This is a genomic window from Paludibacterium denitrificans (assembly GCF_009707705.1).
Classification (GTDB): domain Bacteria; phylum Pseudomonadota; class Gammaproteobacteria; order Burkholderiales; family Chromobacteriaceae; genus Paludibacterium_A; species Paludibacterium_A denitrificans.
The window spans coordinates 1,325,726-1,348,782 of sequence record NZ_WLYX01000001.1 but is presented as its reverse complement, the minus strand read 5'-3'; the positions used below and the strand labels follow the sequence as shown (position 1 = coordinate 1,348,782).

The 23,057-nt window shown below is 54.2% G+C and carries 32 protein-coding genes and 2 pseudogenes; 14 read left to right on the top strand and 20 right to left on the bottom strand.

The features are described 5' to 3' along the window. Positions 1-134 precede the first annotated feature (134 nt). The 10 genes from GKE73_RS23095 to GKE73_RS08900 all read right to left on the bottom strand — a co-directional run bounded on the left by GKE73_RS23095 (position 135) and on the right by GKE73_RS08900 (position 7,730). Complete coding sequence (locus GKE73_RS23095) at positions 135-398, bottom strand: DUF3304 domain-containing protein (RefSeq protein WP_280954852.1); 264 nt, start codon at positions 396-398, stop codon at positions 135-137. A 139-nt stretch (positions 399-537) separates the two neighbouring features. Next, on the bottom strand, positions 538-1,116 hold the full coding sequence (locus GKE73_RS08940) for a DUF3304 domain-containing protein (RefSeq protein ID WP_230369792.1): 579 nt from the start codon (positions 1,114-1,116) through the stop codon (positions 538-540). Next, positions 1,113-1,892 (bottom strand): toxin Tle1 chaperone Tla1, encoded by a 780-nt coding sequence (gene tla1 / locus GKE73_RS08935; protein ID WP_512698901.1) that lies wholly within the window; start codon positions 1,890-1,892, stop codon positions 1,113-1,115. The genes GKE73_RS08940 and tla1 overlap by 4 nt, the downstream gene beginning before the upstream one ends. An 11-nt stretch (positions 1,893-1,903) precedes the next feature. Then, positions 1,904-2,305 (bottom strand): DUF2345 domain-containing protein, encoded by a 402-nt coding sequence (locus tag GKE73_RS08930; protein WP_230371445.1) that lies wholly within the window; start codon positions 2,303-2,305, stop codon positions 1,904-1,906. A gap of 59 nt (positions 2,306-2,364) precedes the next feature. Continuing rightward, a complete protein-coding gene (locus tag GKE73_RS08925; RefSeq protein ID WP_230369790.1) occupies positions 2,365-2,670 on the bottom strand; it encodes a hypothetical protein in 306 nt (101 codons plus the stop codon). Further along, positions 2,637-3,272: a type VI secretion system Vgr family protein gene (locus GKE73_RS08920; RefSeq protein ID WP_230369789.1), complete on the bottom strand. Its 636-nt coding sequence runs from the start codon at positions 3,270-3,272 to the stop codon at positions 2,637-2,639. The genes GKE73_RS08925 and GKE73_RS08920 overlap by 34 nt, the downstream gene beginning before the upstream one ends. After that, entirely contained in the window at positions 3,253-4,542 is a 1,290-nt protein-coding gene (locus GKE73_RS08915; RefSeq protein ID WP_230369788.1) for a type VI secretion system Vgr family protein, read from the bottom strand. Before GKE73_RS08915 ends, GKE73_RS08920 begins: the two co-directional genes overlap by 20 nt. A 332-nt stretch (positions 4,543-4,874) precedes the next feature. Next, positions 4,875-5,666: a DUF2971 domain-containing protein gene (locus tag GKE73_RS08910; RefSeq protein WP_230369787.1), complete on the bottom strand. Its 792-nt coding sequence runs from the start codon at positions 5,664-5,666 to the stop codon at positions 4,875-4,877. Between the two features lie 661 nt (positions 5,667-6,327). Next, entirely contained in the window at positions 6,328-6,648 is a 321-nt protein-coding gene (locus GKE73_RS08905; protein WP_230369786.1) for a hypothetical protein, read from the bottom strand. After that, positions 6,645-7,730, bottom strand: coding sequence for a hypothetical protein (locus GKE73_RS08900; protein ID WP_230369785.1), 1,086 nt, complete (start codon positions 7,728-7,730; stop codon positions 6,645-6,647). The genes GKE73_RS08905 and GKE73_RS08900 overlap by 4 nt, the downstream gene beginning before the upstream one ends. Positions 7,731-7,832: 102 nt before the next feature. On the opposite strand from GKE73_RS08900, the gene GKE73_RS08895 reads away from it, so the two are divergent. After that, positions 7,833-8,207 (top strand): hypothetical protein, encoded by a 375-nt coding sequence (locus GKE73_RS08895; protein WP_230369784.1) that lies wholly within the window; start codon positions 7,833-7,835, stop codon positions 8,205-8,207. A 16-nt stretch (positions 8,208-8,223) separates the two neighbouring features. On the opposite strand, the gene GKE73_RS08890 is transcribed toward GKE73_RS08895, so the two are convergent. From GKE73_RS08890 to GKE73_RS25585, 10 genes are all read right to left on the bottom strand, one after another. Continuing rightward, the gene (locus tag GKE73_RS08890) at positions 8,224-9,234 is read right to left on the bottom strand and encodes a helix-turn-helix domain-containing protein (protein WP_230369783.1); all 1,011 of its coding nucleotides are present in this window, start codon (positions 9,232-9,234) and stop codon (positions 8,224-8,226) included. Then, positions 9,147-9,839: a TniQ family protein gene (locus GKE73_RS25595; protein ID WP_376767313.1), complete on the bottom strand. Its 693-nt coding sequence runs from the start codon at positions 9,837-9,839 to the stop codon at positions 9,147-9,149. Before GKE73_RS25595 ends, GKE73_RS08890 begins: the two co-directional genes overlap by 88 nt. After that, on the bottom strand, positions 9,836-10,303 hold the full coding sequence (locus tag GKE73_RS08885) for a hypothetical protein (protein WP_230369782.1): 468 nt from the start codon (positions 10,301-10,303) through the stop codon (positions 9,836-9,838). The genes GKE73_RS25595 and GKE73_RS08885 overlap by 4 nt, the downstream gene beginning before the upstream one ends. Positions 10,304-10,566: 263 nt before the next feature. After that, complete coding sequence (locus tag GKE73_RS25590) at positions 10,567-11,199, bottom strand: TniQ family protein (protein WP_376767312.1); 633 nt, start codon at positions 11,197-11,199, stop codon at positions 10,567-10,569. Then, entirely contained in the window at positions 11,196-12,152 is a 957-nt protein-coding gene (locus GKE73_RS08880) for a TniB family NTP-binding protein (RefSeq protein ID WP_230369781.1), read from the bottom strand. Before GKE73_RS08880 ends, GKE73_RS25590 begins: the two co-directional genes overlap by 4 nt. A 246-nt stretch (positions 12,153-12,398) precedes the next feature. Beyond that, on the bottom strand, positions 12,399-12,626 hold the full coding sequence (locus GKE73_RS08875; protein WP_230369780.1) for a Mu transposase C-terminal domain-containing protein: 228 nt from the start codon (positions 12,624-12,626) through the stop codon (positions 12,399-12,401). Next, positions 12,623-14,170, bottom strand: coding sequence for a TnsB C-terminal domain-containing protein (locus GKE73_RS08870; protein ID WP_230369779.1), 1,548 nt, complete (start codon positions 14,168-14,170; stop codon positions 12,623-12,625). The genes GKE73_RS08875 and GKE73_RS08870 overlap by 4 nt, the downstream gene beginning before the upstream one ends. Beyond that, positions 14,133-14,423, bottom strand: coding sequence for a hypothetical protein (locus GKE73_RS08865; protein WP_230369778.1), 291 nt, complete (start codon positions 14,421-14,423; stop codon positions 14,133-14,135). Before GKE73_RS08865 ends, GKE73_RS08870 begins: the two co-directional genes overlap by 38 nt. A gap of 17 nt (positions 14,424-14,440) precedes the next feature. Continuing rightward, positions 14,441-14,854: a TnsA endonuclease N-terminal domain-containing protein gene (locus GKE73_RS08860; protein WP_230369777.1), complete on the bottom strand. Its 414-nt coding sequence runs from the start codon at positions 14,852-14,854 to the stop codon at positions 14,441-14,443. Positions 14,855-15,025: 171 nt separating this feature from the next. Continuing rightward, a complete protein-coding gene (locus GKE73_RS25585) occupies positions 15,026-15,511 on the bottom strand; it encodes a helix-turn-helix domain-containing protein (RefSeq protein ID WP_376767311.1) in 486 nt (161 codons plus the stop codon). A 224-nt stretch (positions 15,512-15,735) separates the two neighbouring features. Here GKE73_RS25585 and GKE73_RS08855 point away from each other — a divergent pair, with 224 nt between their 5' ends. From GKE73_RS08855 to GKE73_RS08800, 13 genes and pseudogenes are all read left to right on the top strand, one after another. Beyond that, positions 15,736-15,927 carry a hypothetical protein gene (locus GKE73_RS08855; protein WP_230369776.1) on the top strand — a complete coding sequence of 64 codons (192 nt, stop codon included), beginning with the start codon at positions 15,736-15,738 and terminating at the stop codon, positions 15,925-15,927. 71 nt (positions 15,928-15,998) lie between these two features. Then, complete coding sequence (locus GKE73_RS08850; protein WP_230369775.1) at positions 15,999-16,307, top strand: type I restriction endonuclease; 309 nt, start codon at positions 15,999-16,001, stop codon at positions 16,305-16,307. After that, positions 16,273-16,695 carry a type I restriction endonuclease gene (locus GKE73_RS08845; protein WP_230369774.1) on the top strand — a complete coding sequence of 141 codons (423 nt, stop codon included), beginning with the start codon at positions 16,273-16,275 and terminating at the stop codon, positions 16,693-16,695. Before GKE73_RS08850 ends, GKE73_RS08845 begins: the two co-directional genes overlap by 35 nt. Continuing rightward, a pseudogene (locus GKE73_RS08840) lies at positions 16,692-16,874 on the top strand (DEAD/DEAH box helicase family protein); the annotation flags it as partial. The gene GKE73_RS08845 and the pseudogene GKE73_RS08840, both read left to right, overlap by 4 nt. Positions 16,875-16,995: 121 nt before the next feature. Then, a pseudogene (locus GKE73_RS08835) lies at positions 16,996-17,643 on the top strand (DEAD/DEAH box helicase family protein); the annotation flags it as partial. Further along, the gene (locus tag GKE73_RS08830; protein ID WP_230369773.1) at positions 17,541-17,885 is read left to right on the top strand and encodes a type I restriction enzyme subunit R domain-containing protein; all 345 of its coding nucleotides are present in this window, start codon (positions 17,541-17,543) and stop codon (positions 17,883-17,885) included. The pseudogene GKE73_RS08835 and the gene GKE73_RS08830, both read left to right, overlap by 103 nt. Continuing rightward, positions 17,845-18,144, top strand: a complete 300-nt coding sequence (locus GKE73_RS08825) for a type I restriction enzyme subunit R domain-containing protein (RefSeq protein ID WP_230369772.1) — start codon at positions 17,845-17,847, stop codon at positions 18,142-18,144. Before GKE73_RS08830 ends, GKE73_RS08825 begins: the two co-directional genes overlap by 41 nt. Continuing rightward, on the top strand, positions 18,035-18,859 hold the full coding sequence (locus GKE73_RS08820; protein ID WP_280954851.1) for a type I restriction endonuclease subunit R, EcoR124 family: 825 nt from the start codon (positions 18,035-18,037) through the stop codon (positions 18,857-18,859). Before GKE73_RS08825 ends, GKE73_RS08820 begins: the two co-directional genes overlap by 110 nt. Next, positions 18,757-18,999, top strand: a complete 243-nt coding sequence (locus tag GKE73_RS23090) for a type I restriction endonuclease subunit R, EcoR124 family (protein ID WP_312854411.1) — start codon at positions 18,757-18,759, stop codon at positions 18,997-18,999. The genes GKE73_RS08820 and GKE73_RS23090 overlap by 103 nt, the downstream gene beginning before the upstream one ends. 13 nt (positions 19,000-19,012) lie before the next feature. Next, on the top strand, positions 19,013-20,266 hold the full coding sequence (locus GKE73_RS08815) for a restriction endonuclease subunit S (protein ID WP_230369771.1): 1,254 nt from the start codon (positions 19,013-19,015) through the stop codon (positions 20,264-20,266). Then, positions 20,263-21,066 (top strand): AAA family ATPase, encoded by an 804-nt coding sequence (locus GKE73_RS08810; RefSeq protein WP_230369770.1) that lies wholly within the window; start codon positions 20,263-20,265, stop codon positions 21,064-21,066. The genes GKE73_RS08815 and GKE73_RS08810 overlap by 4 nt, the downstream gene beginning before the upstream one ends. Continuing rightward, positions 21,060-21,404: a hypothetical protein gene (locus GKE73_RS08805; RefSeq protein ID WP_230369769.1), complete on the top strand. Its 345-nt coding sequence runs from the start codon at positions 21,060-21,062 to the stop codon at positions 21,402-21,404. Before GKE73_RS08810 ends, GKE73_RS08805 begins: the two co-directional genes overlap by 7 nt. Next, complete coding sequence (locus GKE73_RS08800) at positions 21,401-23,056, top strand: type I restriction-modification system subunit M (RefSeq protein ID WP_230369768.1); 1,656 nt, start codon at positions 21,401-21,403, stop codon at positions 23,054-23,056. Before GKE73_RS08805 ends, GKE73_RS08800 begins: the two co-directional genes overlap by 4 nt. Position 23,057: the final 1 nt, after the last annotated feature.

Genomic DNA, 23,057 nt, shown 5'->3' with positions numbered 1-23,057 from the left:
TGTATTCTCGTATTTGGGGAGGAGAATTGTTTTCCTCATGACTCGGTAATTTTTCTCATGGGCATCCATCCACTTGCTCCATTCGGGGGTTACGAAGGAACCAGAGGTATTGGGCTTTCTGGATCCGTCAGGGTTTATCCCCGGACTTGGATCTTTCTTCCGGTGATTTCCGCGGTCATGCCCGGTCTCCATTTTGCCGGGATGCTCATGCAGCATTCATCCCCACCACTGCCGCTCACTCCGCTGCCATTCATCCTTGCCCACAAAATACTGATGCTTTTGTCGGCATTGACCACTTGGCCCGGAACCCCTTTGGTCGCTTCTTTGGCCATGCCTTGACAACCCGTTAGCCCGGCCAGTACGGCGAGGCCCGTTACGGCGATATGGTGTTTGATCATTGCGTAGTGCCTGATGAGAAGGTTCGAAACCAGATTTAGCAAGGTTTCCTGAACAAATGAATTTTAAGATGAGATATCGGCTTGGTACCCATGGATGGCAGCTCGAATGAGTTAAGGTCTGCACCGGAATTCACGATAATTAAGCAGGCTTTTGGCAAATAGTTTGCCCACCTAAGCGACGAATCAATTCCGGATCATAATTCTGCCCGCCGGGCATATTTTGAAAGAGCTTATTCTGGGCATCGCAGTCGATAATGACTCGGGGATCATCGCAGGGGAGGAAAACAAAGTTTACCTTGCAAATATCATCATATTTGGAGATGAAAATGGTTTTCTTCATGACCCGGTAATTTTTCTCATGGGCATCCATCCACTTGCTCCATTCAGGGGTTACGAAGGAACCAGGGGCATTGGGTTTTCTTGATCCGTCAGGGTTTATCCCCGGACTTGGATCTTTCTTCCAGGTGATTTCTGCGGTCATGCCCGGTCTCCATTTTGCCGGGATGCTCATGCAGCATTCATCCCCACCACTGCCGCTCACTCCGCTGCCATTCATCCTTGCCCAGAGAATATGGATGCTTTTGTCGGCATTGACCACTCGGCCATCTATCCCGGTGGTCGCGTCTTTAGCCATGCCTTGACAGCCGGTGGTCAGGACTATCAGCAATAGCAACAAACTCACTGCTCCCTGCGATAACAAGGTGGATAGACGAGTCATACACGCGTGTCTTTCAAAATGGCATCCACGAAAGGCAGGCGTTCAGATTCGGACCACACTTTTGCCTTGTCCGCAGCTTGGTGAGCATGTGCCAGTCGTGTGATCAGCTCCTCTTCCGAGGTCAGGTTGTATTCGTCCGGTATCAACAAGTGGTTTTGTCGCCAGAGTTCGGCGATATGCCAGCTGGCCAGCGTGTCGACTTGTGCGCTTTTCAGTGAAAGGGCTTCGTCAGGCCATTGCTGTGGCGAGGGGGTGTGCCATTGTCCCGCGTCCAGTAGGCGGGCGTGCCCATCGCGGTCCAACCAATGCCATTGCCGCGCACTACGTAACAACAGGCCACGACCGACATCATCCAGCGTATCTACCACGGCACCAAACAGACGAGGATCGTGATAGCGGAGCACACCTTTTTGTAGGCCTTTGTCCCATGATGCCTGTAGGCAAAACGTGCAGTTGCTGGCCAGATCCTCGAAATGCCAAGGGCTCAGTAGCGCCAGGACTCTTGGTTGCCCATGCCATCGGTGCAGCAATTTCAGCAGGCCGGAGCCCGTGTGCTCGTGGCTGACGCGCACCAGCACAGGGCCTTCCTCTGCCGCATCGGCATGTGGAGTGTCGTTCAATAGCATCTTTGGGGGGCAGAGAGCATCAATGCGCGACTGCCATGCAGAACCCAGCCCAGCTTGATCGACGATTAAATCCAGCCAAGACAAGCCAAGGGCCTCGGAATGGCTTTGCACCAAGAACAACCACTCTTCTGGAGTAGGATTTTTTTGCATCAGATGGGCCATCATTTGGCTGCCACCAATGGATTGGCCTGATTAAAAGCTTTAGCCATGCAGGACTTGCATACGGTATTCGGAAAAACCGGCATAGGGATCGTCATGCTATCCGGACCACTCCAATCATGGCTGCCTCCTTGGAAGGTGACGGTGCCGGGGGCGTGCAGCTCGATCTTGCCGTCCTTGATCCGCACATATGCGCCACCGCTAGTTAGCAGGATTTCTTTCTTACCGTTGAATACCTCCTTGCCCTTACACGATGTAACGGTGACATCCTGGTCCGCCGTCAGCTCCATCTCCCCACTCTGCGCCTGCACCTGTACCTTGCCTTTGGCCGCAATCAGCTTCAGCGCCACCTTGTCCTTCACCCCCGCCACAAACAGGCTGATGTGCTGGCCGACGTTGTGCAGCCAGCGGCGGCCGGTGGTGTGGTTGCTGTCGCGCTGGGCGATCAGGTTAAGGTTGGTGCTTAAGCGCTGAGGGTCTGGCTTTGTTCACTGGCACTGGCGATACCGGCCGGGCCGGACAGGATGAGCAAGGGTTGCTGACCGCTTTGGTCTTTGGCGGTCTTGCCCTCTTTATCGGTGTTGCTGGCTTCCCGGGCTTTGAGGGCCGCGACGTGGTGTTGCAGGTGGCCGCTGTCTTTCTTTCCGGCGGCGCTGTTGTCCGGATTGATGGCCTCCGGCCCGGTTTCCATGCGGTCGGCCAACTGGGCGCTGGCGGTGTCGGCCGGGCTTTGGCTCAGGTTGAGGGCGGCATCGAGCTGGCTTTGCACGTGTTCCCGTGCCAGCTGTGGGAGCTGGCCCCGTTCTGTGCCTCGGTCGTGAGCAGCAGACCGTGGGCGGCGCGGATCGCGCCGTGCTGGTCGGTCCGCAGTTCGAAGCCGTTACCGCGCGGCTGGGCTTTGCCGTTCGTGCGCGGCTGGGTCAGAAAGCCCTGGTTGAGCTGGGTCTTGCCGGATTCGCTGCTGAGTTTGGCCCGCACTTCGCCGGGGGTGTCGTCGAACAGCAGTTCGTTGTATTGCCCACCCTGATGTTCTTTCGACTTGATGCCGGACAGGGTCTTGTTGGTAAGCAGGGCACCGGCGCCGCTAAAGGCCGGGGTGGCATGACTACCGTTGTACAGCACGCCCACAATCACCGGGCGGTCGATGTCGCCTTCGATGAAGTCGACCAGCACTTCCTGACCGATGCGCGGAATGAACTGGTGCCCCCAGTTAGCGCCAGCCGAGGGCATGGCCACCCGTAGCCAGCAGGAGGACTGGTCATCGAGATTGGCGCCGAGGGTCGGGTGTTCGTCTGGCCGCTGCCAGTGGAACTGCACCTTGATGCGCCCCCGGGCATCGGTATACACCTCCTCACCCGCCGGGCCGACCACCGTGGCGGTCTGTACCCCCCCGGGAGGTCGGTCGGGCCAGCTCGCTGTGTGCATACGCTGGCGTCAGCGGCAGACCGCGCCGCTGGGCGGTGAATTCGGTCTCGAACGGCGACTTGGCCGCATCCGCCTCGGGTTGGCCGATCAGGCCGGACAGCGCCCCCTGCAGGTCGACGGGCAGGTTGTTACGCGCCCGGAAGGTCTGCCGGGTAACCACGAATTCACGCTGCTCACGGCTGTCCCCCTCGTGCGCCGGATGATCATCCAGCCGGAACCATTGGCTTAAGCACACAGACCACGGACTGACCCGCTGCCGCTGAAGGTCTTGGCACTGGGCATCGTGTGCCTGCTGGCGCAGCTGGGCATACTGGCCAAGCTGATCGGCGTCATTGGCATAGTGGAGCGATTGCGGATCGTAGTCCTGCAAGGTGGATTGCAGCGTCTCGCCGCGTGCCCCCTGATCGATACGGCTCTGGTCAAGGCTGTGCTGGGTCGCCACCGGCTGGTAGTCAAAGCTGGCCAACGCCACCTGACTGGCGACCACCTGACGGCTGGCCGACCAGTCGGTCAGCCCGTCTTCGTCCTCGGTGGCATCACGACGGTGATAGCGCACCCGCTCCAACGGCGCGGCGGGCAGGCTGTAAGGATCGTCGAACACCACCAGTTCCACCTGTGGCGTCTCCCCGTCGTGGTGCTCGAAACGCCGGGCATAGCCTTCTTCCTGCAACAGCCGCACGATGAAATCGAAATCGCTCTCGCGGTACTGCAGACAATACCGGCGGGGAGCGGCTGGCTGGGTGTGAAAGCTCAGCGTCTGCACCTGGGCAAAGACGGCATTATTGGCCTGATGCTCGTGGAGGATCTGCGTCACGATCTCCGGGACGGTCAGATCCTGAAACACCCGTGAAGTCCGGCGGTGGCGCAACAGGGCAAACGGCGGCTCGAGGGTCAGCGCATACTTGGCGAAACCGCCATCGGCGCCCAACAACTCGGCGCGCGAGACGACGCCACAGCGGATACTCTCCCGGCCATCGGCCTCCTGTACCCCCAGCCGGGCGGTCAGGCCGAGCAGCGACTTGAGTTCAAGATGGGTATCGGGAGACAGACAGGTGAGCTGATAGAGATAGGCCTCGGAGACGCCCTCGCGGCCGTCCAGCGCGTGGGGCAACAACGATTCGGCGCTGAGCGATGGGGCCTCGAGCTGCAGGGTGAGCAGGCGCTGGTGCTGGGTGAAGGCGCTGGCGAAGCTGGCGAGCAGGGCAGACAGATCCATGGAGTCTTGTCACGTCGGGTGACGTGAGTGTTCACGAACGGTTGAAAGCGCGAGTTTATGCCGACGACATGGATGGGGCAAGACACCGTGGCGAGAGTAGGTGTTTGTACGGAGGGGACGAAATGCACTCAAAGGCGTGCCGAGGGGGGAGAAGCAAGATGTGGCAGTGGCAAATTGTCGGCCATTGCAGAAGTTGATCAGATGTTTGCCAAAGGTCTACTCTCGGACAGTTGCGGACATAGGGAATAATCAACTATCTGGCAGACGAACGGCCGGTGTTAATAGAAAAGCTGCCATCAAAGTTTGAGCTCAGCAGCGAATTGCCGGGCAAACTAGCCATGAACTTCATCAAACGTCAGTTTAAAGGCGCCATGCGCCTGCGAGGCCTTGTAGAAGCGCACGTGGCTTAGGCCCCATCCCGCACAATTCTTGATAATTTCATGCATCTTTTCATCAGGTGTTTTGCACCCGAAGTGGATTGTTTTAATTGCCTGCCGTACAATTGAGTGCGTTCCAAAAGATTTCTTAAAAATACGCATTTCCTCCTCGTACGCCCAGCTCAGTGATTTAGTCGTAATGTTTTTTTCGATGGTTCCCTTCTGATCTGCGAAGTAGTCAAGTGGCTCATACTCGTCAACGTACGAGACACGCAATGGAGTTACAAAGAATTCAGGGTCTTCCAGAAGGTCTAACCCAATGACCATTCCGGTATGGCTGGAGGCGTAATGGGACCACATCAATATTTGATCGTAGTTGCAGGATAACGAAAGTATCCCTTTTGAATTTATAACTTTTTCCCTATTTTTAATGGCTTTATTTCTTATATATGACGGGTCCTCGGCCATTCTCATGTAGATGTTCGATTTCTGCTCTGGAGTAAGGCCTGACTCTGTGAGGTACGCCTCATAGTCCTTCTCGCTATGTTGAAGAACTTCAGAAAGATTGCAGTCAAATGGATCATTGAATGTTGGTGCGCTGGCAAACCAAAATTCGGATTTCTCCAGAATAGCCAACGACCATTTTTCACCTTCTCCGCCATCAAGAGGGCGGTATTTATATAGACGCTTAGGAAATGTTCCTTGCATAACGCCTTGTTTAATCAACTCAGCACGCGAAATTAGCATAACACTCCTTTTGCCTAACAATATTTATACGGGCAGTGGTATCCATATAAAAATTTATATTGGTGGCAGGGTTTATAACCCTCACCGATTGACAAATGATGATATTATCATAAAGAAATGCCCGGAGCTGCAGCTAACCTAGCTCATGAGCGACCGATGACCCGTGCAAGTTCTGACCAATGACAGAAAAAAGTTGTCAAGCAGACGCGGCCTGATTGAAAGGGTAAGTGGCTGTTCAGGGGCAGTGGTGTGAGTTCGGCGGATTGCGAAGCTGACATTCAAAGCGATTCTCGGTCGAGTGGCAGGTAACCGATTCATTGCCGACCGATCAGGTAAGCAAGCCGAACGGCGGCAATGGCCGAAAAAAGCCACCGCTCCCGGTGGCTTTTTCATTAATTGCGTCGGTATTTTTTCACTAACCTGACACAATTTTCACTTTTGGTGTCACCCGACACATGTCGGATGACATAAAACTTGAGACCAGCACGCTATGATATCACAGGCAAAATTCAATTTCTGTGATAGCAAGGAATGATAAGTTCGACGTAGAAAATGAGACTTTCTATTAGGTAAACATGAAAAAGTGAGACCTGATCGAAAGCATCCGTGATCGCCGGAATCTCATCAATGCTGATTGATGTTGTCTGAATTTCCAGTAGATTTATTTTTCTGAATTTTTAGATTGGCTTGCTTTGGTCTCACTTTTGTCTGATTTTTCGGGTGCAATGAATTCGCCGCATCGCTCATTTATTACTGATTCAATGTTTTTGTTGCGAGGTGGCGATTTCGGATCTGAAACAACCTGCGCATAGTCTAACCATGTAGCGACATGGGGTGTGATATATGCATTTTTTAAGTTTTCGGCATCTGCCTCATCAATGCTACTTAAAGGCTGCCAGCTTAATAATTTAGATTTGTCGAGAATGATTCGGCGATTTATTCTTCTCCCGGTTTTTCCTTCGATCTCCCCTTGAGTCGTCACCCAATTGACATGATGATTTTTTTGTCGTCTATACTGTCGGCGAGCCGAGAGAATTCTAAAACAATCTGCCCACCAATTCGAGATTTTATAGAGACGGGACATATCGCAGTTGGTTCGTCCGCGCCTCCTGACACACATACCTTCTGGCCTAAAGCCTGATTGACTTCATTGCATGTTTTGCCAGAGATGGCTATTCTAGCTGCGCTAATTTCACCAAGCTGCAAACTCTTTACTGCAATCATCGGAATGGCTGAAAAACTTCCGGTGACGCTGAGAACAATGAATAAAACACTTGGGGCGAAAATCAGGGTTATTTTTGCTGTCTCTGTCGGCTTCACTCCTGCAATAAGGGCAGAAACAAAAGCAATCAAAAACGTCAACATTGTGATTTGAATTGTAGCCTGCCATCCGGTTGCTGTTCTGATGGAGCCGCCGAGTCCTAATACACCAATGAACAGTAGAGATATAAAGAGAAGAACGAATAACACTCCGAGAGATCCAACTGACCAGAAATAAATTTCCCGTTTATTATCTTTTTGATTCCATTTTTTTGAGCGTGGAGTGTTGCCTTCAGCCTCTGCTGAATTCTCAGGAGGCCACTTATGGTTGATCCACATGCCAATGATTGGCGCTACTAAGGCGATAGCAATACCGGACACCCATGCAAATAGATAACTGATGTGCCACGATCCAATTTGTACGTCCAATATTTTGCACATGCAAATCGCCCATATAAGAGCTGCGCCCATGCAGATGCATATCAGATGCCCCAGTGAGACCCCCTCTGTTGCTGTCTTTGCCTGCGCAAGAAAAAGACCGGGTAGCACCATTACGAGCATTGTGTATACTGATACAGTAAATCCTAGTAAAGATAAAGCATAAAGAACAGAAGTTATTGATTCTATGTTGACATCAGGCATGTAGCCAATTCTATTGAAGAACAAAAAAAGCAATAAGCTACCCCAGCACAACGCCCCTATTGATAATGCTTTGAATGGGTTTTCAGTAATAAGCTGACTTACCTTGGATGGTTTTTCTTCTTTTTCGGTAGGTGCCTTATGTGGTTGTGTCGTTTTACTCATGGGTTCTCTCAAATTTTTCGAATGTTGGTTGGAGTCGAGTCTGGTATAAATTCACTTATATACAATGATCTATTTGTCATTATTTCATGTTGAGTTCTTATCATGCAAACAGATATTCATCAGTGGGTAGTTGCAGGAGTAGAAGCCAGCACGGAGGCGAGAGAAAGCCTGCGTAGCAAAGGAATTGTTACGCACTTCCTAGAAAACGGTGTACTGATGGAGGAGCTGCCAGACGGTACGGTGCGCCCATTCGGCGATGGGCATCAATCCAGTGCCGCGCCCCGGCTACTGATCCTCAAGCAGCTCCGCCACATCCGTGCGCCTGAAGAAATACTGGCGGCAGTTGTGCATGCTAGGTCCGGCTACTGGTGTGGCCGAAATGCGCGCAAGAGCGGCGCGTGGGGACGTGTTCATGCGCTTGGCAATGGATTGCAAAGATGTGTACTTGCGCTGAAACCGCTGGATCTGAGCCATTGAGACGGCCAATCGGCCGTCAGGATCTTCGTCCGTTCGGAGCAAACCAAGTCTTGCAAGTTGGTAAGTGACTTGCTGCTTCAACTCCAACAAGTCGGCGGCCTTGGTCAATGCTGAGGCTGCGATGGTGCTGAATCGCCCAACGCAACCTGAACTCGTCGAGGGCTTTCTTTGAGACGGCGACCCGGCCAATAGGGCAAGATACAACCCCCACCGCTGATAGCTCGCCGTTCTGCAGCCCGTTAACGATGGCGATAAATTCTCCATCGTCCAATCGGCCACCTCGAAGTACCGATGAAATAGCTATCGCGTCGGCCGGAGTCGACGCAGAGCCTGAAAACATCAAGGATTGCAGCGCTGACTTCGGTAGATACCAACGCGCGCTGCGTGTTTCGCCAGGACTGGCAAGCGGCGTGATTTTCCCTGCAAGGATCAGTTCATGCACGCGACGCTCAGGTATGCCGAGAAATGTGCAAGCGTCAGCCATACACAGAAAACCTGCTGCGAGTTTCTTCAGCTCTGGCAGATCAGATTGATGGATAGAGCGTGTCCGTCGCCCCGAAGCGGAAACGTATTCATCGACTTGAATTTTCCCTGCGTCGATCAGGTGGTTGATCACCGCGAGGGAGGTATCACAAATTTTTGCAGCTTCCTTCAACGCTAGCCGGGGATGCGCAGTAAGTGTTTTGGGGTTGAAACCCTTGTGCCTACGGCAAACTAGCCCCCACCAGTTGAGATTTACATACTCTTCAAAAGCGACGCGTATGAAGTCGAACCCCGTACCAGCAAGGTCTTGATAGAGCACTCGGTGCAGAACGCCGAAGCTATTGCGTAGGCTGGTGCTCTGTCCTTGCTGGGCTTGGATAGATGATAGAAGCGCATTGAAATTGACTGGCCAGTCATCGAGTAACTGGCCGATGTTCGTGGCGATAGCCTTTGCGATCAGCAAGTCTGCAAGGTTGGCAATCTGCCCTGGACGTTTCGGCTGCTGGTCTGGAGCGAACTGCCCGGGTAGAGCAGCAAGCGGCACCAGTCTTGCAACGATAGGTTTGGCAAGCCAGGATATGCCTCTTGATACATGGCGCCACGTAAAGCTGCCATGAGTTTGATGACTGCGGATGGTGCCAAGTCGATACCAGAACTATCCATTCTTGCGCCACATTGGCATCGACGGAACTGGATACTGTCCATGTGAAAGCGCTGTCCGCATTCTGAGCAGGTCGATACCAACCAGCAACCATGCTCAGGGCACGCGCAGAAGAACTTCAATGTCCATTCGGTTCTAATAAATTCCGTTGTCGCGGTACACAAGGGGCACCAGCGTCGATAATCCAGATTGAACATGGCGCGGCCCGGGCCGAAGGTATGGGTGCTTGGTGAGCGACAATAGCGTGGCGATGGGCCACCGAGCAGGCTACGCTCACGGGCGGAAAGATCCAGTGCCTCGAGGAAACTGGTCAACGGTTCTTGCTGGTAGCCCACCATACTTTTGAACAGCGCTGACCACAGTGTCCTGCCATTCTCAAAGCCGTTTTCTGCAGCCACGCGGGCAAGGTAGCCCGCCAGTGCCTCGCCAGGTTCGGGCTTTGGACGAACGACAGGAATGATTGGTGCAGAGGCAGTTATTCTCGTCATGACACTGCCTCCTCACATGCTTCGACCCCGAAATTCATGCACTCCTTGGTCAAATCCAAGATGAAATGCAGCTCCGAGGCCCGCAGCGTCGCAAGGTAGCTGGCCAGTACCTCCAGAATTTCATCGGCGTTGATCTCGTGTTTGATGGTGTGACTCACTTGCCACCTCTGACATAGCAGATCAAACCGGGGGTGTTGCCTCTTGGTATTTGCTGCCGCCCACCAGCTATTAAGGATGCCTGTGATCAGCGTGTTCTTGGCTGGTTGGTTTGCTTCGAGATCGCGGTACCGATCGACCGGCGGCATGCTGATAAATATGGGAACAAGCTTTGCCCACCATATGGATAAGGCAACCCTGCCAGAGGTCCAGTTGATATCCGAGAGCCGTGCTGATCGATAGATACCACCTAGTGCATCGGGCTTGATCCGGGCAGTACCTATCATCGCACTGGAGTCCTTGTCCAAGCTGCTGGATTAAGAGATTGCCACTGTGTAAGGCTGTTGCCAGCAATTGCTCGAAAGTATTGAGCAAGCTAGGGAATGTGGCGGCAACGAGAGGGAACTCCCCAGTTGGAAAACAATGGCGAAGCAGTAGACGGCGTAAAATCCGCAGCGTCTCTTGCTCTGGCCCTGACAGTACTCGCAATGAGAATTTCAGGCGTTGAGCTGGCCCCCAGTTTGGTCGGTCTTTTCCTGCAGGCCATACCCTGAGGCAAGTCTTGACGGCCTCATCCAGCCAGACGAGGGCAGCGTGTAAATTGACCAGCGAGAAATCGTCGATCGCTTTGCCGTTCTCCGGTCGACCACGCACTGTCTACCCGTGCCATGAACCGGGCCAGTTGGACTTGTTTGCGTGAGGCGCGTGGGCAAGTATGTTCTGAAATAGGGATTTCGCACCGGCATGCCCAGTCGTGGTTCAGGCTCGACCAGGTGTAGGGGCGGTCACATGTGGGGCAAGATTCCAGCAAAGCTGTCTCATGAACCGGGCAGGCTTCAACGAATGGCAATTCCCATAGCGCTTTGTGAATTTGCCGTTCTTCAATGCACGCTGGGCAGAACTGGGTAGCGGCCTCGGGCTTGGGGTGCGGGTGATGACTGAACGTGACCCGTTGCGCTTGGCAATAATTGATGTGTCTGCCAGTAGCGTGCATCCGGTGAGCGACCTTGCCGAACAAGACCGACAGGATACTGTTGGCCGTAGCTTGCTTTGCCTCACTGCCTTGGTACATCTGCATCGCGGCAGCCAAGGCAGGCGCAGGTACCTTATGGTGATTGTCGTTGTAGAACCGATATAGGTAGCCAGCCAGACTTTCTCCCGGTTGAACCACGGGGCGAACCGGGTAACGTGCGAAAGGCGTCATGGTGCCTCCCTCCCGCGTTTCCCCGATGTGTAGTGGGTGCCACGCTCGAAAGGCTCAAATCCTCGGTCCAAACGTCTGAATTCAAAATCCTGTTCGAATGGATTTAGCGCACCGACTCCCTGCACCCATACATCGCGCCTGAAAATTTGCGCCAGTAGCGGCGGGTCAATAACAGGCAGCTGGTTTTCCAGTGCCTGACGATAGGCGCCTGCCAGCAGCTTTTTGACATAGGCAACACGGCCATCGCTGGCAAAGAAAATTCGCATGCCCAGCTCATCCCAGCTGAAAGGTGCTGGCGTCAGTGGTATGGATAGACAGGCACCCAGCGAGACGAACAACTGAAGACTTTCATGGTGGATGTCTGCCGCTTCTCCTTGGCCCAAAGACAGGTGAAGCCGTTGGGTAAAACGCCGACGAAGCTGTTCATTCACTTGCAGTAATGTTTCGAGCCGTGGCAAGCCCAAAAATACAGCCGGAATTTGTAGTGCGTCGAGCAGGCTTTTGAGCCAGTCCGCCACGTAATAGTGGGTCCCGGCTTGACCCCGATCATGCAGGTGTTGTGCTTCGTCCAGCAGCAACAACTCGACTTTGCATTGCGCGCATAGCTTGACGATCCGAGCGGTTTTGACGGAATTCTTACCCTGACTCGGATCGGGGTCGCCGAGCGCCGCCAAGATGGACTCTGCAAGATTGGGAACCGTGCCGCCCGGGGGAATGGAGACAAACAACACAGGCAGAATGTCCCGATCAGTCGCGATCACCTTCGGATACTTGTTTGTCAGCCATCGGCACAAACTACTCTTGCCGGTGCCACTCTCACCAAGCACCAGCAGGTTCTGGACCAGGCCGGACTCTCGAAACAGCGTCAAATGGCTTTCGATAGCATCCAGTGCTGCGACAAAGGGTGGGAACGGGATGTAGTCTTCGTCGAAACGTTGTAGCTGTGCAGCCACTTCTCGGAGGTTCATGGCGTACCTCCTTGTTTACGCTTCAGCTGGAATGCAGGCAGCAGGGGCATAGGGGGTGACGCTGCCCCGGAAGACTCTGCGGTCGGTTTTAACTTTTGGGTCACGACCTTCAAAACAGGCTTGGAAGGCTGGGGCGGCGGTGATAAGGATTTTTCCGGTTGATGGCTATTGGCACCCCGGATGTTGGCCGCACGACGGCGATCACGTTGCTTGCGGCTGGCCATCAATTGGTCAACAGCACTGGGCAATTTCATAGTGGGCGCGCTGGCGAGCGGATGGATCGTCTTTCTCCGCTCCGCTTTCCCGCATGGCGGTGCGGATGAGTTCGTTTTGGGTCAAGGTCAGGCCTCGCGTCCCCTTCTGATCCAGGGCGAGAACTTGTACCGGTGCTTCATCATCGGGCCCCCACACCTGAATTTCACCCAAGTCGTTCGGGTCAAACAGGACTCTGACCTTCACCCCGGCCCATAGCTCTGCAAGATTCTGGTCAGGCTGTCACCGTTGTAACGAATGCCATTGAGTTGAATGCCGTCAGGCCGCAGACGACGTTCTTGAACCTGGCCAATCCTGCACTGCAAGGCCTGCAGGCTTTCGGGAAGCTCAGGTTCGCGATGTTGCAATCCGTCCTTCCACACATCACGTGGGCATCGCCCATGTAGCCCTCGATGTGGTGTGGCGGCATACACATCCACCACCCATTTTTGGAAAAGATGGTTGAACTCAGCAAAGGTCAGTACCGCGTGTTTGATCGGGTCGTAGTCGCCGCGCAAATGCAGCCTTGCCATGCTGGTGCCCGGTAGCTGTTGCGCGAAGAAATAATTGATGGTCTTCAGGTACCGCTCAACCACACCTTTGAAGCGTGGCTCATGCTTCGGGCAATACTGGAGGCGGATGTCCAGATCGAAGGCAACGCTCTCAAGGTCATTGCTGTGAAACTCCATGCCGTTATCAAGGACCATCACATCAGGACGGCCATAGCATTCCCATTGGTTTTCAATGGTTAGCCCCGGTATCGCGGCATGGCTCAACTCTTTGGGCAAAACGGCATGACGCAGGGCACCCATGACCGCCGCCGTGGAGGGATTGCCGTAACTGAGGTAGTAGCCCAGCAGCATCCGACTGAAGTGATCAATCATGACGGTCAGCGTCGGGCGGCCAAGCGGCAATCCAGAAACTTCGTCGATCAGGAACAGATCAAGCGGGGTGTGATCGACTTCCACTCGCTCCAGAATACGGGAAGTCTCGACGCTGTTGAGGACGCGCCGAAATTTCTTACTGGCTGCAAGCTTGCCATCGCGGTATGCCACCAGTTGGAAAGCCTCGAGCTGTTGCACCATGCGGTGAACCGTCCGCTCGCTTGGCACCTTCAGGTGCTCAATCGGTAGCAACTTGCGATTGTGCAGCTCGATTTTGCCGACCAAGCGATGATAGATCTGCCGTATAGACGCGCGAGGGGAAAGCTTGAAGGCCTCCTCGATGGCTTGCCCGGCCATATCAAGAATCAGCTTCGGTTGTCGAAGTTGCCGATTACCCCTCCGATGATATTTGGGGATCAGCGCGCGGGTGTCGTTTTGCTGGATGAACTTACGATACCACCTGAAAATGGTCGCTCGCGACGGCGGCTTCAGGTCGCCAATCTGTTCTGCGCACTCGGTGACCACATCCCGTAGCTCTATCTTGGAGGATGGCGCCACACCTGCATCCGCAATGGCTTGCAAATATTGGTGACGGCGTCTGGCTTCCTTTTGCAGGTGTTCTGGAATACTGGCCAGCGGCTCCATAAAAATACGGTCCGGGACCGTGGGTTGGTTCTTTTCCTGCGACAGCGTGCGGATTTTTCCTGCGCCAAAGGCCTGCAGCAGTTGATGGCGGCTCACTGTTGAAAACTGGCCATCTGACAGACGCTCTATCAAGGCTGACCCATCGGATGGAAGCCTATCGATACGGAAGGCCGTGCCATCCCATTCAAAAGTCATGCTCTTGCGTAATGCGAAACCAGACATGGTTTTCCTCCTGAATAAGATGAAGATGGGTAGCAGGCGATACCGCCTGATCGATTGGGCAGTACAGCCATCCGCTCACCAGCATGTTGAAAGGGTTGAGCCTCGGGCTGGGCGGGGTCTGAATAGCGGCGCTGATCGAGAGTGGGAATGCCGACTGGTGGCGCGCCAGTGCTGCGCGAATCTGTTCGGCAGAGACCGGTACCCGGTCTGTCTGGTGATAAACCCAACGCAAATTGCTTTGCACGGGTGCCATGCGCAGCTCTTGCTCTGTCAGAACCGCAAAGCGCTGACCGGTATGGGCGAGGTGCTTGGCCACCGGGCCAATTTGTGCTGAACCTCATCATTGACCAAGCTGCGCGTTGGCTTGATCTCGACCAGAATGATTTCCCCACTGCGGAGCACCAGCTCAAAATCTGGTGTATACCGGCGTAGCCGGTGGCCATCAGGATAGGTCAGCGTTAACGGCTGCTCGCGGTATCGGACAATTTCCGGGCTGCACTCGAATAGGTAGATGGCATCCAGTTCAAGCAGACCTTCATGGTCAACCATACGGCCGTTTTTTCGGCTCGGGAATTTACCGCGCACAATAGTGCCGGTGGGGCGGACAACTTCTCTGGCGCGCTGATGCGCATCACCTTGTGGTGACATGCCATACCAGCGTCCTCGCCACATGTTTGTGGACATGACTGCTCCTTGCTGGCGGCAAAGCGATGCCCGCCAACGTCAATGCGTTTGCCAATTCATCCGTTTTTGGGCGTAAGTACGCCCATGTCCAGCAATAAAGCTGAACAAAAACAGATCGCTATGAGGGGAACGGCTTGACGCGCGAGGAGGCGCTGTGGATACTTGCGTTGTCTAGACGGGGTATGCAAGTGCCCCAAGAAGCGGGGCAAGCCGAAAGGTTTGTCCCGTTTTTACATTGGAGCCTCCTGCATTCTGTCCCGGCGAGGCACCCGCCGAACGGGGTCTTTCTGGGCGGGCTCGTTTTCTTGCCCCAGTTGAAGCACATCCCGCAGCATGCGGATCTGCCTCAGGCGACAAAGATTCAAACTGCTCCCGCAGTTCTTTGAGCAACCAGTAGCCGTCTTCTGGAGTGTCCCGGTCTATGACCAGCTTTCGCTGCGAGGCTGATACCGCATCACGCAAGCGCACCTCATCACCTTGGGTGAGCTGCAGCCCTTGTACCAAGCGGTCTACAAATTCGTCGGTCGGTGGCCCTTTGATTCCCACCTCCAGAGCTGAGATGTAGCTCTGCTCGTATCCCAGCAACGCGGCCAGCTCAGCCTGGCGGATGCCATGCTGTAACCGTAGCGCGTGGAGCAGGTGGGCGAAGGGGCTCATTCAACTGGATCGGGGTGTTTTAACAACCCAAAGCCTAAATTAAACGACTCAAAAAGTCAAAAAACATATTAAAATCAACAAGTTATTGATATATGTATGTCACTAGCCTTCGTCGATTCCACCTGTGATACCACTGTGGCGTGGGTGCCCCTAGCGAGCCCGATCTCTATCAATTTTATGCAAAATGCAGTACATTTGCAGCACATCATTGACGAGACGACGCCATGTCACGCCTGAAGGACGAAACCCTGTCTATCCGTACCTCTGCCGAGATCAAGCAGCTATTGCGCTTGGCGGCTGATCGCGAGCGCCGTTCGGTGGCTTCGATGATTGAAATCCCGGTGCTCGAGTACGCGCGTAGTCACGACTTGAGACCAGATAGCTTGCACGGAGAATCTAAAGAGAGGGGGCATTGAATGGCGCTGATATGCCACAAAAAGCGGTCATCCTGCCACGTCAACGCAATTAGAACGGCAGGGTAAGATTCATGACGACTACAGAACACCAAATTGAGCAGGACCTGATCGCTAAGCTTGGCGATCTCAAGTACACCTACCGCGAGGATATTCGCGACCGCGCTGCTCTGGAAGCCAACTTCCGAAGAAAATTTGAAGCGCTCAATCGAGTACGGCTGACCGACAGCGAGTTCCAACGCTTGCTGGATAGCATCATCACGCCCGATGTCTACAACGCCGCCCAGACGCTACGAAACATTAACGCTTTCGAGCGCGACGACGGCACGCCGCTGAACTACACCCTCGGTGAACATCAAGGACTGGTGCAAGAACGATTTTGAAGTCGTCAACCAGTTGCGTATGAACACCGATAACAGTCATCACAGATACGACGTGATGCTACTTATTAATGGCGTACCTGTAGTGCAGATTGAGCTGAAGGCCCTGTCTGTCAGCCCGCGCCGGGCCATGCAGCAGATCGTTGACTACAAGACCGATCCCGGCAATGGCTACGGCAAAACGCTGCTGTGTTTCCTGCAGCTCTTCATTGTCAGTAACCGTACTGGCACCTGGTACTTCGCCAACAACAACGCCCGGCATTTCAGCTTCAATGCGGATGAGCGCTTCTTGCCGGTCTACCAGTTCGCGAGCGAAGACAACAAGAAGGTCTCCCAGCTCGACAGCTTCGCAGAAAAGTTCCCCGGCCAAGTGCACCCTCGGGCCAGATGATCAGCCGCTACATGGTGCTGGTCGCCAGCGAGCAGAAGCTGCTGATGATGCGGCCATACCAAATCTATGCCGTCAAAGCCATCGTGGAGTGCATCCACCAGAACTGCGGCAACGGCTACATCTGGCACACTACCGGCTCGGGCAAAACGCTGACCTCGTTCAAGGCCTCCACCCTGCTCAAAGACAACCCGGACATCGACAAGTGCTTGTTCGTGGTGGACCGCAAAGACCTCGGATCGCCAGACACGCGAAGAGTTCAACCGCTTCCGGGAAGGCTGCGTCGAAGAGAACACCAACACCGAAGCACTTGTGCGCCGCCTGCTGTCAGACGACTACGCCGACAAGGTGATCGTTACCACCATCCAGAAGCTAGGTTTGGCGCTGGACGAGAACAGCAAGCGCAACAAGCAGAAAGAAAAGCAGGGCAAGGAGACCTACAAGCAGCGTCTGGAGCCCCTGCGGGAACAGCGAGTGGTGTTCATCTTCGACGAGTGCCACCGCTCGCAGTTTGGCGACAACCACAAGGCCATCAAGGAATTCTTTCCCAAGGCCCAGTTGTTTGGCTTCACTGGCACCCCGATCTTCAAGGACAACGCCACGGCCGTGCAGATCGAAGGCCAGCAGGCCAGCTACCGCACCACGGATGACCTGTTCCAGCGCTGCCTGCACGAATACACGATCACGCACGCCATCGAGGACCAAAACGTCCTGAAGTTCCACATCGACTTCTTCAAGCCCGAGGGCAAAAAGCCGCCTAAGCCTGGCGAGGGGCTGCCGAAAGCCAAGGTCATCGAGACCATCCGGCCAAACACGATGCCGCCACCAACGGGCGCAAGTTCAATGCCGTGCTGGCCACTGCCAGCATCAACGATGCCATCGAGTACTTCGAGGCCTTCAAGGAACTGCAGGACAAGAAGCAGGCTGAGGATGACGGCTTCGTCCCGCTGAACGTGGCCTGCGTGTTCTCTCCCCCTGCCGAAGGCAACAAGGACGTGCAGCAGATTCAGGAAGACCTGCCGCAGGAGAAGGCCGACAACCAGCAGGACCCCGAAGGCAAGAAGGCCGCGCTCACGTGCATCATGGCCGACTACAACGCGCGCTTCGGGACCAACCACCGTATTGCCGAGTTCGACCTGTACCTACCAAGACGTGCAAAAGCGCATCAAGGACCAGCAATACCCGAATGCTGACCTTCCGCACAGCCAGAAGATCGACATCACCATCGTGGTGGACATGCTGCTCACCGGTTTCGACTCCAAGTACCTCAACACGCTGTACGTGGACAAGAACCTCAAGTACCACGGCCTGATCCAGGGCCTTCTCGCGCACCAACCGCGTCTTGAACGACAGCAAGCCCTATGGCAATGTGCTCGACTTCCGCCAGCAGCAAAAGCCCGTGGAAGAGGCCATCACGCTGTTCTCGGGCAAGAAGACCAACAACCCGCGTGAAATCTGGCTGGTGGATCCGGCGCCCAAGGTCATCGATACCTTGCAAGCTGCCACTCAAAAGCTGGCGGACTTCATGCAGTCACAAGGGCTGACGAACGCCCCGGAAGACGTTGCCAACCTGAAGGGCGATGCCGTGCGCAGCCAGTTCGTCAACCTCTTCAAAGAAGTGCAGCGGCTTAAAACGCAGCTGGACCAATACACCGACCTGTCGGAAGAGCAGAAAACGCAGATCACTCAGATCGTGCCACCCGACCAGATGCTCGGCTTCAAGGGCATGTACACGGAGACTGCCAAGCGCTTGAAGGCCCAGCAAGACCGCGACCAAACCCCGCCCGAAGTGCAGCAGCTCGACTTCGAGTTCGTGCTCTTCGCCTCTGCGGTGATCGACTACGACTACATCATGGGCCTGATCGCGCGCATGACGCAGCAAAAACCCGGCAAGCTGACCTTGAATCGCGAGCAACTCATCGGCCTGATCCAGGCCGATGCCAAGTTCATCGACGACCGCGATGATATCGCCGAGTACATCCGTGGGCTGCCCGTGGGCGGGCCCTGGACGAAGACGCCATTCGCAAAGGTTTTGATCGCTTTAAGGCGGAGAAGAAAAATCGGGTGCTGTCCGAGATGGCGCAACGCCATGGCGTGGGAGCCGACGCCCTGCAAGCCTTCGTCGATGGCGTGCTGCGCCGCCACATTTTTGATGCTGAAGCGCTGAGCGAGCTAATGGCACCGCTGGATCTGGGCTGGAAGGCCCGCACGCAGAAGGAATTGGCGTTGATGGAAGAGCTGACGCCGTTGTTACACAAACTGGCGCAAGGACGAGATATCTCAGGACTGAGTGTGTATGAGCAATGAGGGCACAAGCGTGATGAGCGAACAGAACAACGAAAAGTCGGCGCTGGTACCACGGCTTAGATTTCCGGAGTTTCAGGAGACACGGGACCTGGTCGGAGTTCGTGATTTCTTTGATCACACCGACACGTCGGAGAAGACAGAGGCCTTCGACAAAAACAGGCTCCTGACCGTCAAACTGCACGCCAATGGCGTGGTGAAGAATGAGAAGACGAACCTTACTGGGGGTGCGAACTATTTCAATCGCAGAGCCGGGCAATTCGTTTTCTCAAAGATCGACTTGCTGAATGGCGCCTTCGGAATAGTGCCGGATGCGCTCGACGGATTCGCTTCGTCCTCGGACGTGCCTGCGTATTCGTTCAAATCCAACCGATCCTCGACATTCTTCGTGAATTGGCTAAAAGCAAGCTACGAGCGCCTTAATATCGAGCGAACTGGGACAAGCACTACTCTCAAACGAATTTCTCCGGAAAAGTTTCTCGCACTAGACGTCCCAGTCCCTTCTGACACAGAACAAATAAAAATAGCCAATTTCCTGTCATCCATCGACGAACTATTCAAGAGGGAGGTCGAGAAGCTAGAAAATCTCAAAGCCCACAAAAGGGGCCTAATGCAACATCTGTTCCCCCGCGAGGACGAAACTATTCCTCGATTTCGCTTCCCACAGTTCTTGGAGGCAAGCGAATGGAAAAGAAGGAAGATTTCTGATCTGCTGAAAAGATCGACAAAACCGGTAGACGTGGATAGTGGCGCGACTTATCAGGAGATAGGAATTCGATCTCACGGGAAGGGTTTATTCCACAAAGATTTTGTCAGCGGAAAGGCACTGGGAGACAAGCGAGTCTTTTGGGTGGAAGAAAACGCCTTTGTGGTCAACATCGTTTTCGCTTGGGAGCAGGCTGTCGCTGTGACGTCAATGCAGGAAAAAGGAATGATTGCTTCCCATCGGTTTCCCATGTACGTCGCTCAGAAGAGCAAATCCAATGTCGATTTCATTAAATATTTCTTCCTGACAAAGAAGGGAAAGGAGCTGCTGGGAATAGCCTCTCCTGGAGGAGCCGGTAGAAACAAGACACTTGGTCAGAAGGATTTTGAGAATCTTGAGTTTCTTTCTCCAGAGCACGTAGAAGAACAAGCGGAAATCGCACGCTGTCTTTCTTCCCTTGACAATCTAATCGCCGCTCAAAGCCAGAAGATCGACGCCTTTAAGATTCACAAGAAGGGGCTTATGCAGCAGCTGTTCCCGGTCATGCTTGAGATGCACGCATGAAACCAGCACAGACTTTCGCCAATCTGCCAGCACTAGCCACTCACCTGCGCAGCGAACTGACAAATAGGAAGACCATCGTCCTCTACGCCTACAACGGCACCGGCAAAACCCGCTTGTCCATGGCCTTCAAGGACATAGGCAAGCAGGGCGGCGGCGCCGATGCCGAGGCGCGTGACACTCTGTACTTCAATGCCTTCACCGAAGATCTCTTTCACTGGGACAACGACCTCGAGGGCGACAATGATCGTAAGTTGACGTTGAACGCCGATTCGCGTTTCTTCGCCGGTTTGGCCGAGCTGGAGATGGACAACCGCATTCGGCCACTGCTGCAGCGCTATGCGGACTTCGATTTCCGCATCGACACCGAGGAATGGGTGGTACGGTTCTCGCGTACGGTGGACGGACAGATCATCGACAACATCAAGGTGTCGCGCGGTGAAGAGAACCTATTCGTCTGGTGCTTCTTCCTCGCCATTATGCGGCTGGCGATGGACCCGGAGATCGAGGCCTACCGCTGGGTGAAGTACGTCTACATCGACGATCCGATTTCGTCGCTCGATGAGCACAACGCCATCTCGGTGGGTAATCACCTTGCGCAGCTGTTGAACAAGGCGGACAACCCGCTGAAGGTGGTCATTTCGTCTCACCATCCATTGTTTTTCAATGTGATGCATAACGAGCTTGATGCTCGCAAGTCGAAAAAGGTATCAGCGCACTTCTTGTCGCGCTCCAAGACGGACGGTTCATATACCCGGCTTACACCGGGGCGACTCCGTTCTTCCACCATGTGGCGGTGCTGACAGACCTGTACCAGGCAGCGCAGTCGGGCGATCTGTACACCTACCACTTCAACATGCTGCGTTCGGTGCTGGAGAAGTCAGCGAGTTTCCATGGCTTCTCGAAGTTCTCGGCCTGTATCCCGACCGACGATGCTGACGACCCGGAAGGCGTGTTGCATGCCCGGCTCATCAACATCCTGAGCCACGGCGACTATTCCTTGTTTGAACCCGTGCCGATGGGAGACGAGAACAAGGAGCATTTCAAGACGATTCTTGATGGCTTCCTGAATCGCTACCCATTCAACCCCGATTTATTCCCTCAGCCTGCACCGGCTGCTGGGCCAGCAGGTACACCATGACTGATCTCGAAAAACAAAAACTAGGCAAGACCCTCTGGGCTATTGCTGATCAACTACGCGGCGCCATGAATGCAGATGATTTCCGCGACTACATGCTGGCCTTTTTGTTCCTGCGATATCTGTCCGATAACTATGAAGCGGCCGCAAAGAAAGAACTAGGTGCAGACTACCCGGAACTGGAGCCTGATGATCGTCTAAGCCCGCTATCGTTTTGGTACGCTGACAATGCAGCCGACGTGTCTGAGTTCGAAAAACAAATGCGCCGCAAGGTGCATTATGTTATTGAGCCGCATTATCTGTGGACCAACATATCGGAAATGGCTCGAACTCAGGATGATGAGTTGCTTAGTACCTTACAAGATGGCTTAAAGTACATTGAGGAAGAGTCTTTTGCCAGTACGTTCCGGGGACTGTTCTCGGAGATCAACCTAGCTTCCGATAAGCTAGGCAAGTCCTATCCCGAGCGCAATGCCCGGTTGTGCAAGATCATTGCCGAGATCGCCAAGGGTCTCGGTCAATTCTCCACCGATAGCGATACCACGGGCGATGCTTACGAATACTTGATCGGTCAGTTCGCAGCTGGCTCGGGCAAAAAAGCAGGTGAGTTTTACACGCCGCAGCGTGTTTCAGATATTTTGTCGGCGATCGTCACTCTGGATAGTCAAGATCCCTCCACTGGCCAGCGTTCGCACTTGGACAGCGTGCTCGATTTTGCTTGCGGTTCTGGCTCTTTGCTGTTGAACGTGCGCCACCGCATGGGGACGCATGGTATCGGCAAGATTCACGGGCAGGAGAAAAACATAACTACCTACAACCTGGCGCGCATGAACATGCTGCTGCACGGGGTGAAAGACTCGGAATTTGAAATTTTCCACGGTGACACGTTGCTTAATGAATGGGACATGTTGCGTGAGACCAATCCGGCAAAGGTGCCGAAATTCGATGCGATTGTTGCCAACCCCCCATTTAGCTATCGTTGGGAGCCAAGCGAGGCACTAGGTGAGGACGCTCGCTTCAAGAACTATGGTTTGGCGCCGAAGTCGGCAGCAGACTTCGCCTTCCTGCTGCATGGCTTTCATTTCCTGAAGCAAGACGGAGTGATGGCCATCATTCTGCCGCACGGGGTGCTGTTCCGTAGCGGCGCCGAGGCCCGCATCCGTACTAAGCTGCTCAAGGATGGCCACATCGACACGGTGATCGGTCTACCAGCCAATTTGTTCTTCTCTACTGGCATCCCGGTATGCATTTTGGTATTGAAGAAGTGCAAGAAGCCCGACGACGTACTGTTCATCAATGCTGCCGAATATTTTGAAAAGGGTAAGCGACAAAACCAACTGCTGCGGACAAATGAGATGACCGAGGGTGCAATCGGTCACATTGAAAAGATCATCGATACCTATCAGTACCGCAAGGAAGAGCCGCGCTACTCTCGGCGCGTTAGTATGGAGGAGATCGAAAAGAACGATTTCAATCTGAATATTTCGCGCTATGTGAGCACGGCTGAGGCTGAGGAAGAGATTGATCTGGCGGCGGTGCATGCGGAACTGATGGATTTGGATAAGAAAATCCAAGCCGCCACCGACCTGCACAATAAGTTTCTACGGGAACTTGGCCTGCTACCACTGCCGGGCGGTACTTCGTCCAAAAAGTAAG

What these genes read in the sequence shown, in the direction of transcription:
- GKE73_RS08855 (WP_230369776.1), top strand. Translation starts at nt 15,736, where the DNA reads ATGTCACGCCTGAAGGACGAAACCCTGTCTATCCGTACCTCTGCCGAG.
- GKE73_RS08870 (WP_230369779.1), bottom strand. Translation starts at nt 14,170, where the DNA reads ATGTCTGGTTTCGCATTACGCAAGAGCATGACTTTTGAATGGGATGGC.
- GKE73_RS08910 (WP_230369787.1), bottom strand. Translation starts at nt 5,666, where the DNA reads ATGCTAATTTCGCGTGCTGAGTTGATTAAACAAGGCGTTATGCAAGGA.
- GKE73_RS08900 (WP_230369785.1), bottom strand. Translation starts at nt 7,730, where the DNA reads ATGAGTAAAACGACACAACCACATAAGGCACCTACCGAAAAAGAAGAA.
- GKE73_RS08800 (WP_230369768.1), top strand. Translation starts at nt 21,401, where the DNA reads ATGACTGATCTCGAAAAACAAAAACTAGGCAAGACCCTCTGGGCTATT.
- GKE73_RS08815 (WP_230369771.1), top strand. Translation starts at nt 19,013, where the DNA reads ATGAGCGAACAGAACAACGAAAAGTCGGCGCTGGTACCACGGCTTAGA.
- GKE73_RS08810 (WP_230369770.1), top strand. Translation starts at nt 20,263, where the DNA reads ATGAAACCAGCACAGACTTTCGCCAATCTGCCAGCACTAGCCACTCAC.
- GKE73_RS08850 (WP_230369775.1), top strand. Translation starts at nt 15,999, where the DNA reads ATGACGACTACAGAACACCAAATTGAGCAGGACCTGATCGCTAAGCTT.
- GKE73_RS08860 (WP_230369777.1), bottom strand. Translation starts at nt 14,854, where the DNA reads ATGTCCACAAACATGTGGCGAGGACGCTGGTATGGCATGTCACCACAA.
- tla1 (WP_512698901.1), bottom strand. Translation starts at nt 1,892, where the DNA reads ATGCAAAAAAATCCTACTCCAGAAGAGTGGTTGTTCTTGGTGCAAAGC.
- GKE73_RS25590 (WP_376767312.1), bottom strand. Translation starts at nt 11,199, where the DNA reads ATGACGCCTTTCGCACGTTACCCGGTTCGCCCCGTGGTTCAACCGGGA.
- GKE73_RS25595 (WP_376767313.1), bottom strand. Translation starts at nt 9,839, where the DNA reads ATGACGAGAATAACTGCCTCTGCACCAATCATTCCTGTCGTTCGTCCA.
- GKE73_RS23095 (WP_280954852.1), bottom strand. Translation starts at nt 398, where the DNA reads ATGATCAAACACCATATCGCCGTAACGGGCCTCGCCGTACTGGCCGGG.
- GKE73_RS25585 (WP_376767311.1), bottom strand. Translation starts at nt 15,511, where the DNA reads ATGAGCCCCTTCGCCCACCTGCTCCACGCGCTACGGTTACAGCATGGC.
- GKE73_RS08940 (WP_230369792.1), bottom strand. Translation starts at nt 1,116, where the DNA reads ATGACTCGTCTATCCACCTTGTTATCGCAGGGAGCAGTGAGTTTGTTG.
- GKE73_RS08865 (WP_230369778.1), bottom strand. Translation starts at nt 14,423, where the DNA reads ATGGCACCCGTGCAAAGCAATTTGCGTTGGGTTTATCACCAGACAGAC.
- GKE73_RS08895 (WP_230369784.1), top strand. Translation starts at nt 7,833, where the DNA reads ATGCAAACAGATATTCATCAGTGGGTAGTTGCAGGAGTAGAAGCCAGC.
- GKE73_RS08915 (WP_230369788.1), bottom strand. Translation starts at nt 4,542, where the DNA reads ATGGATCTGTCTGCCCTGCTCGCCAGCTTCGCCAGCGCCTTCACCCAG.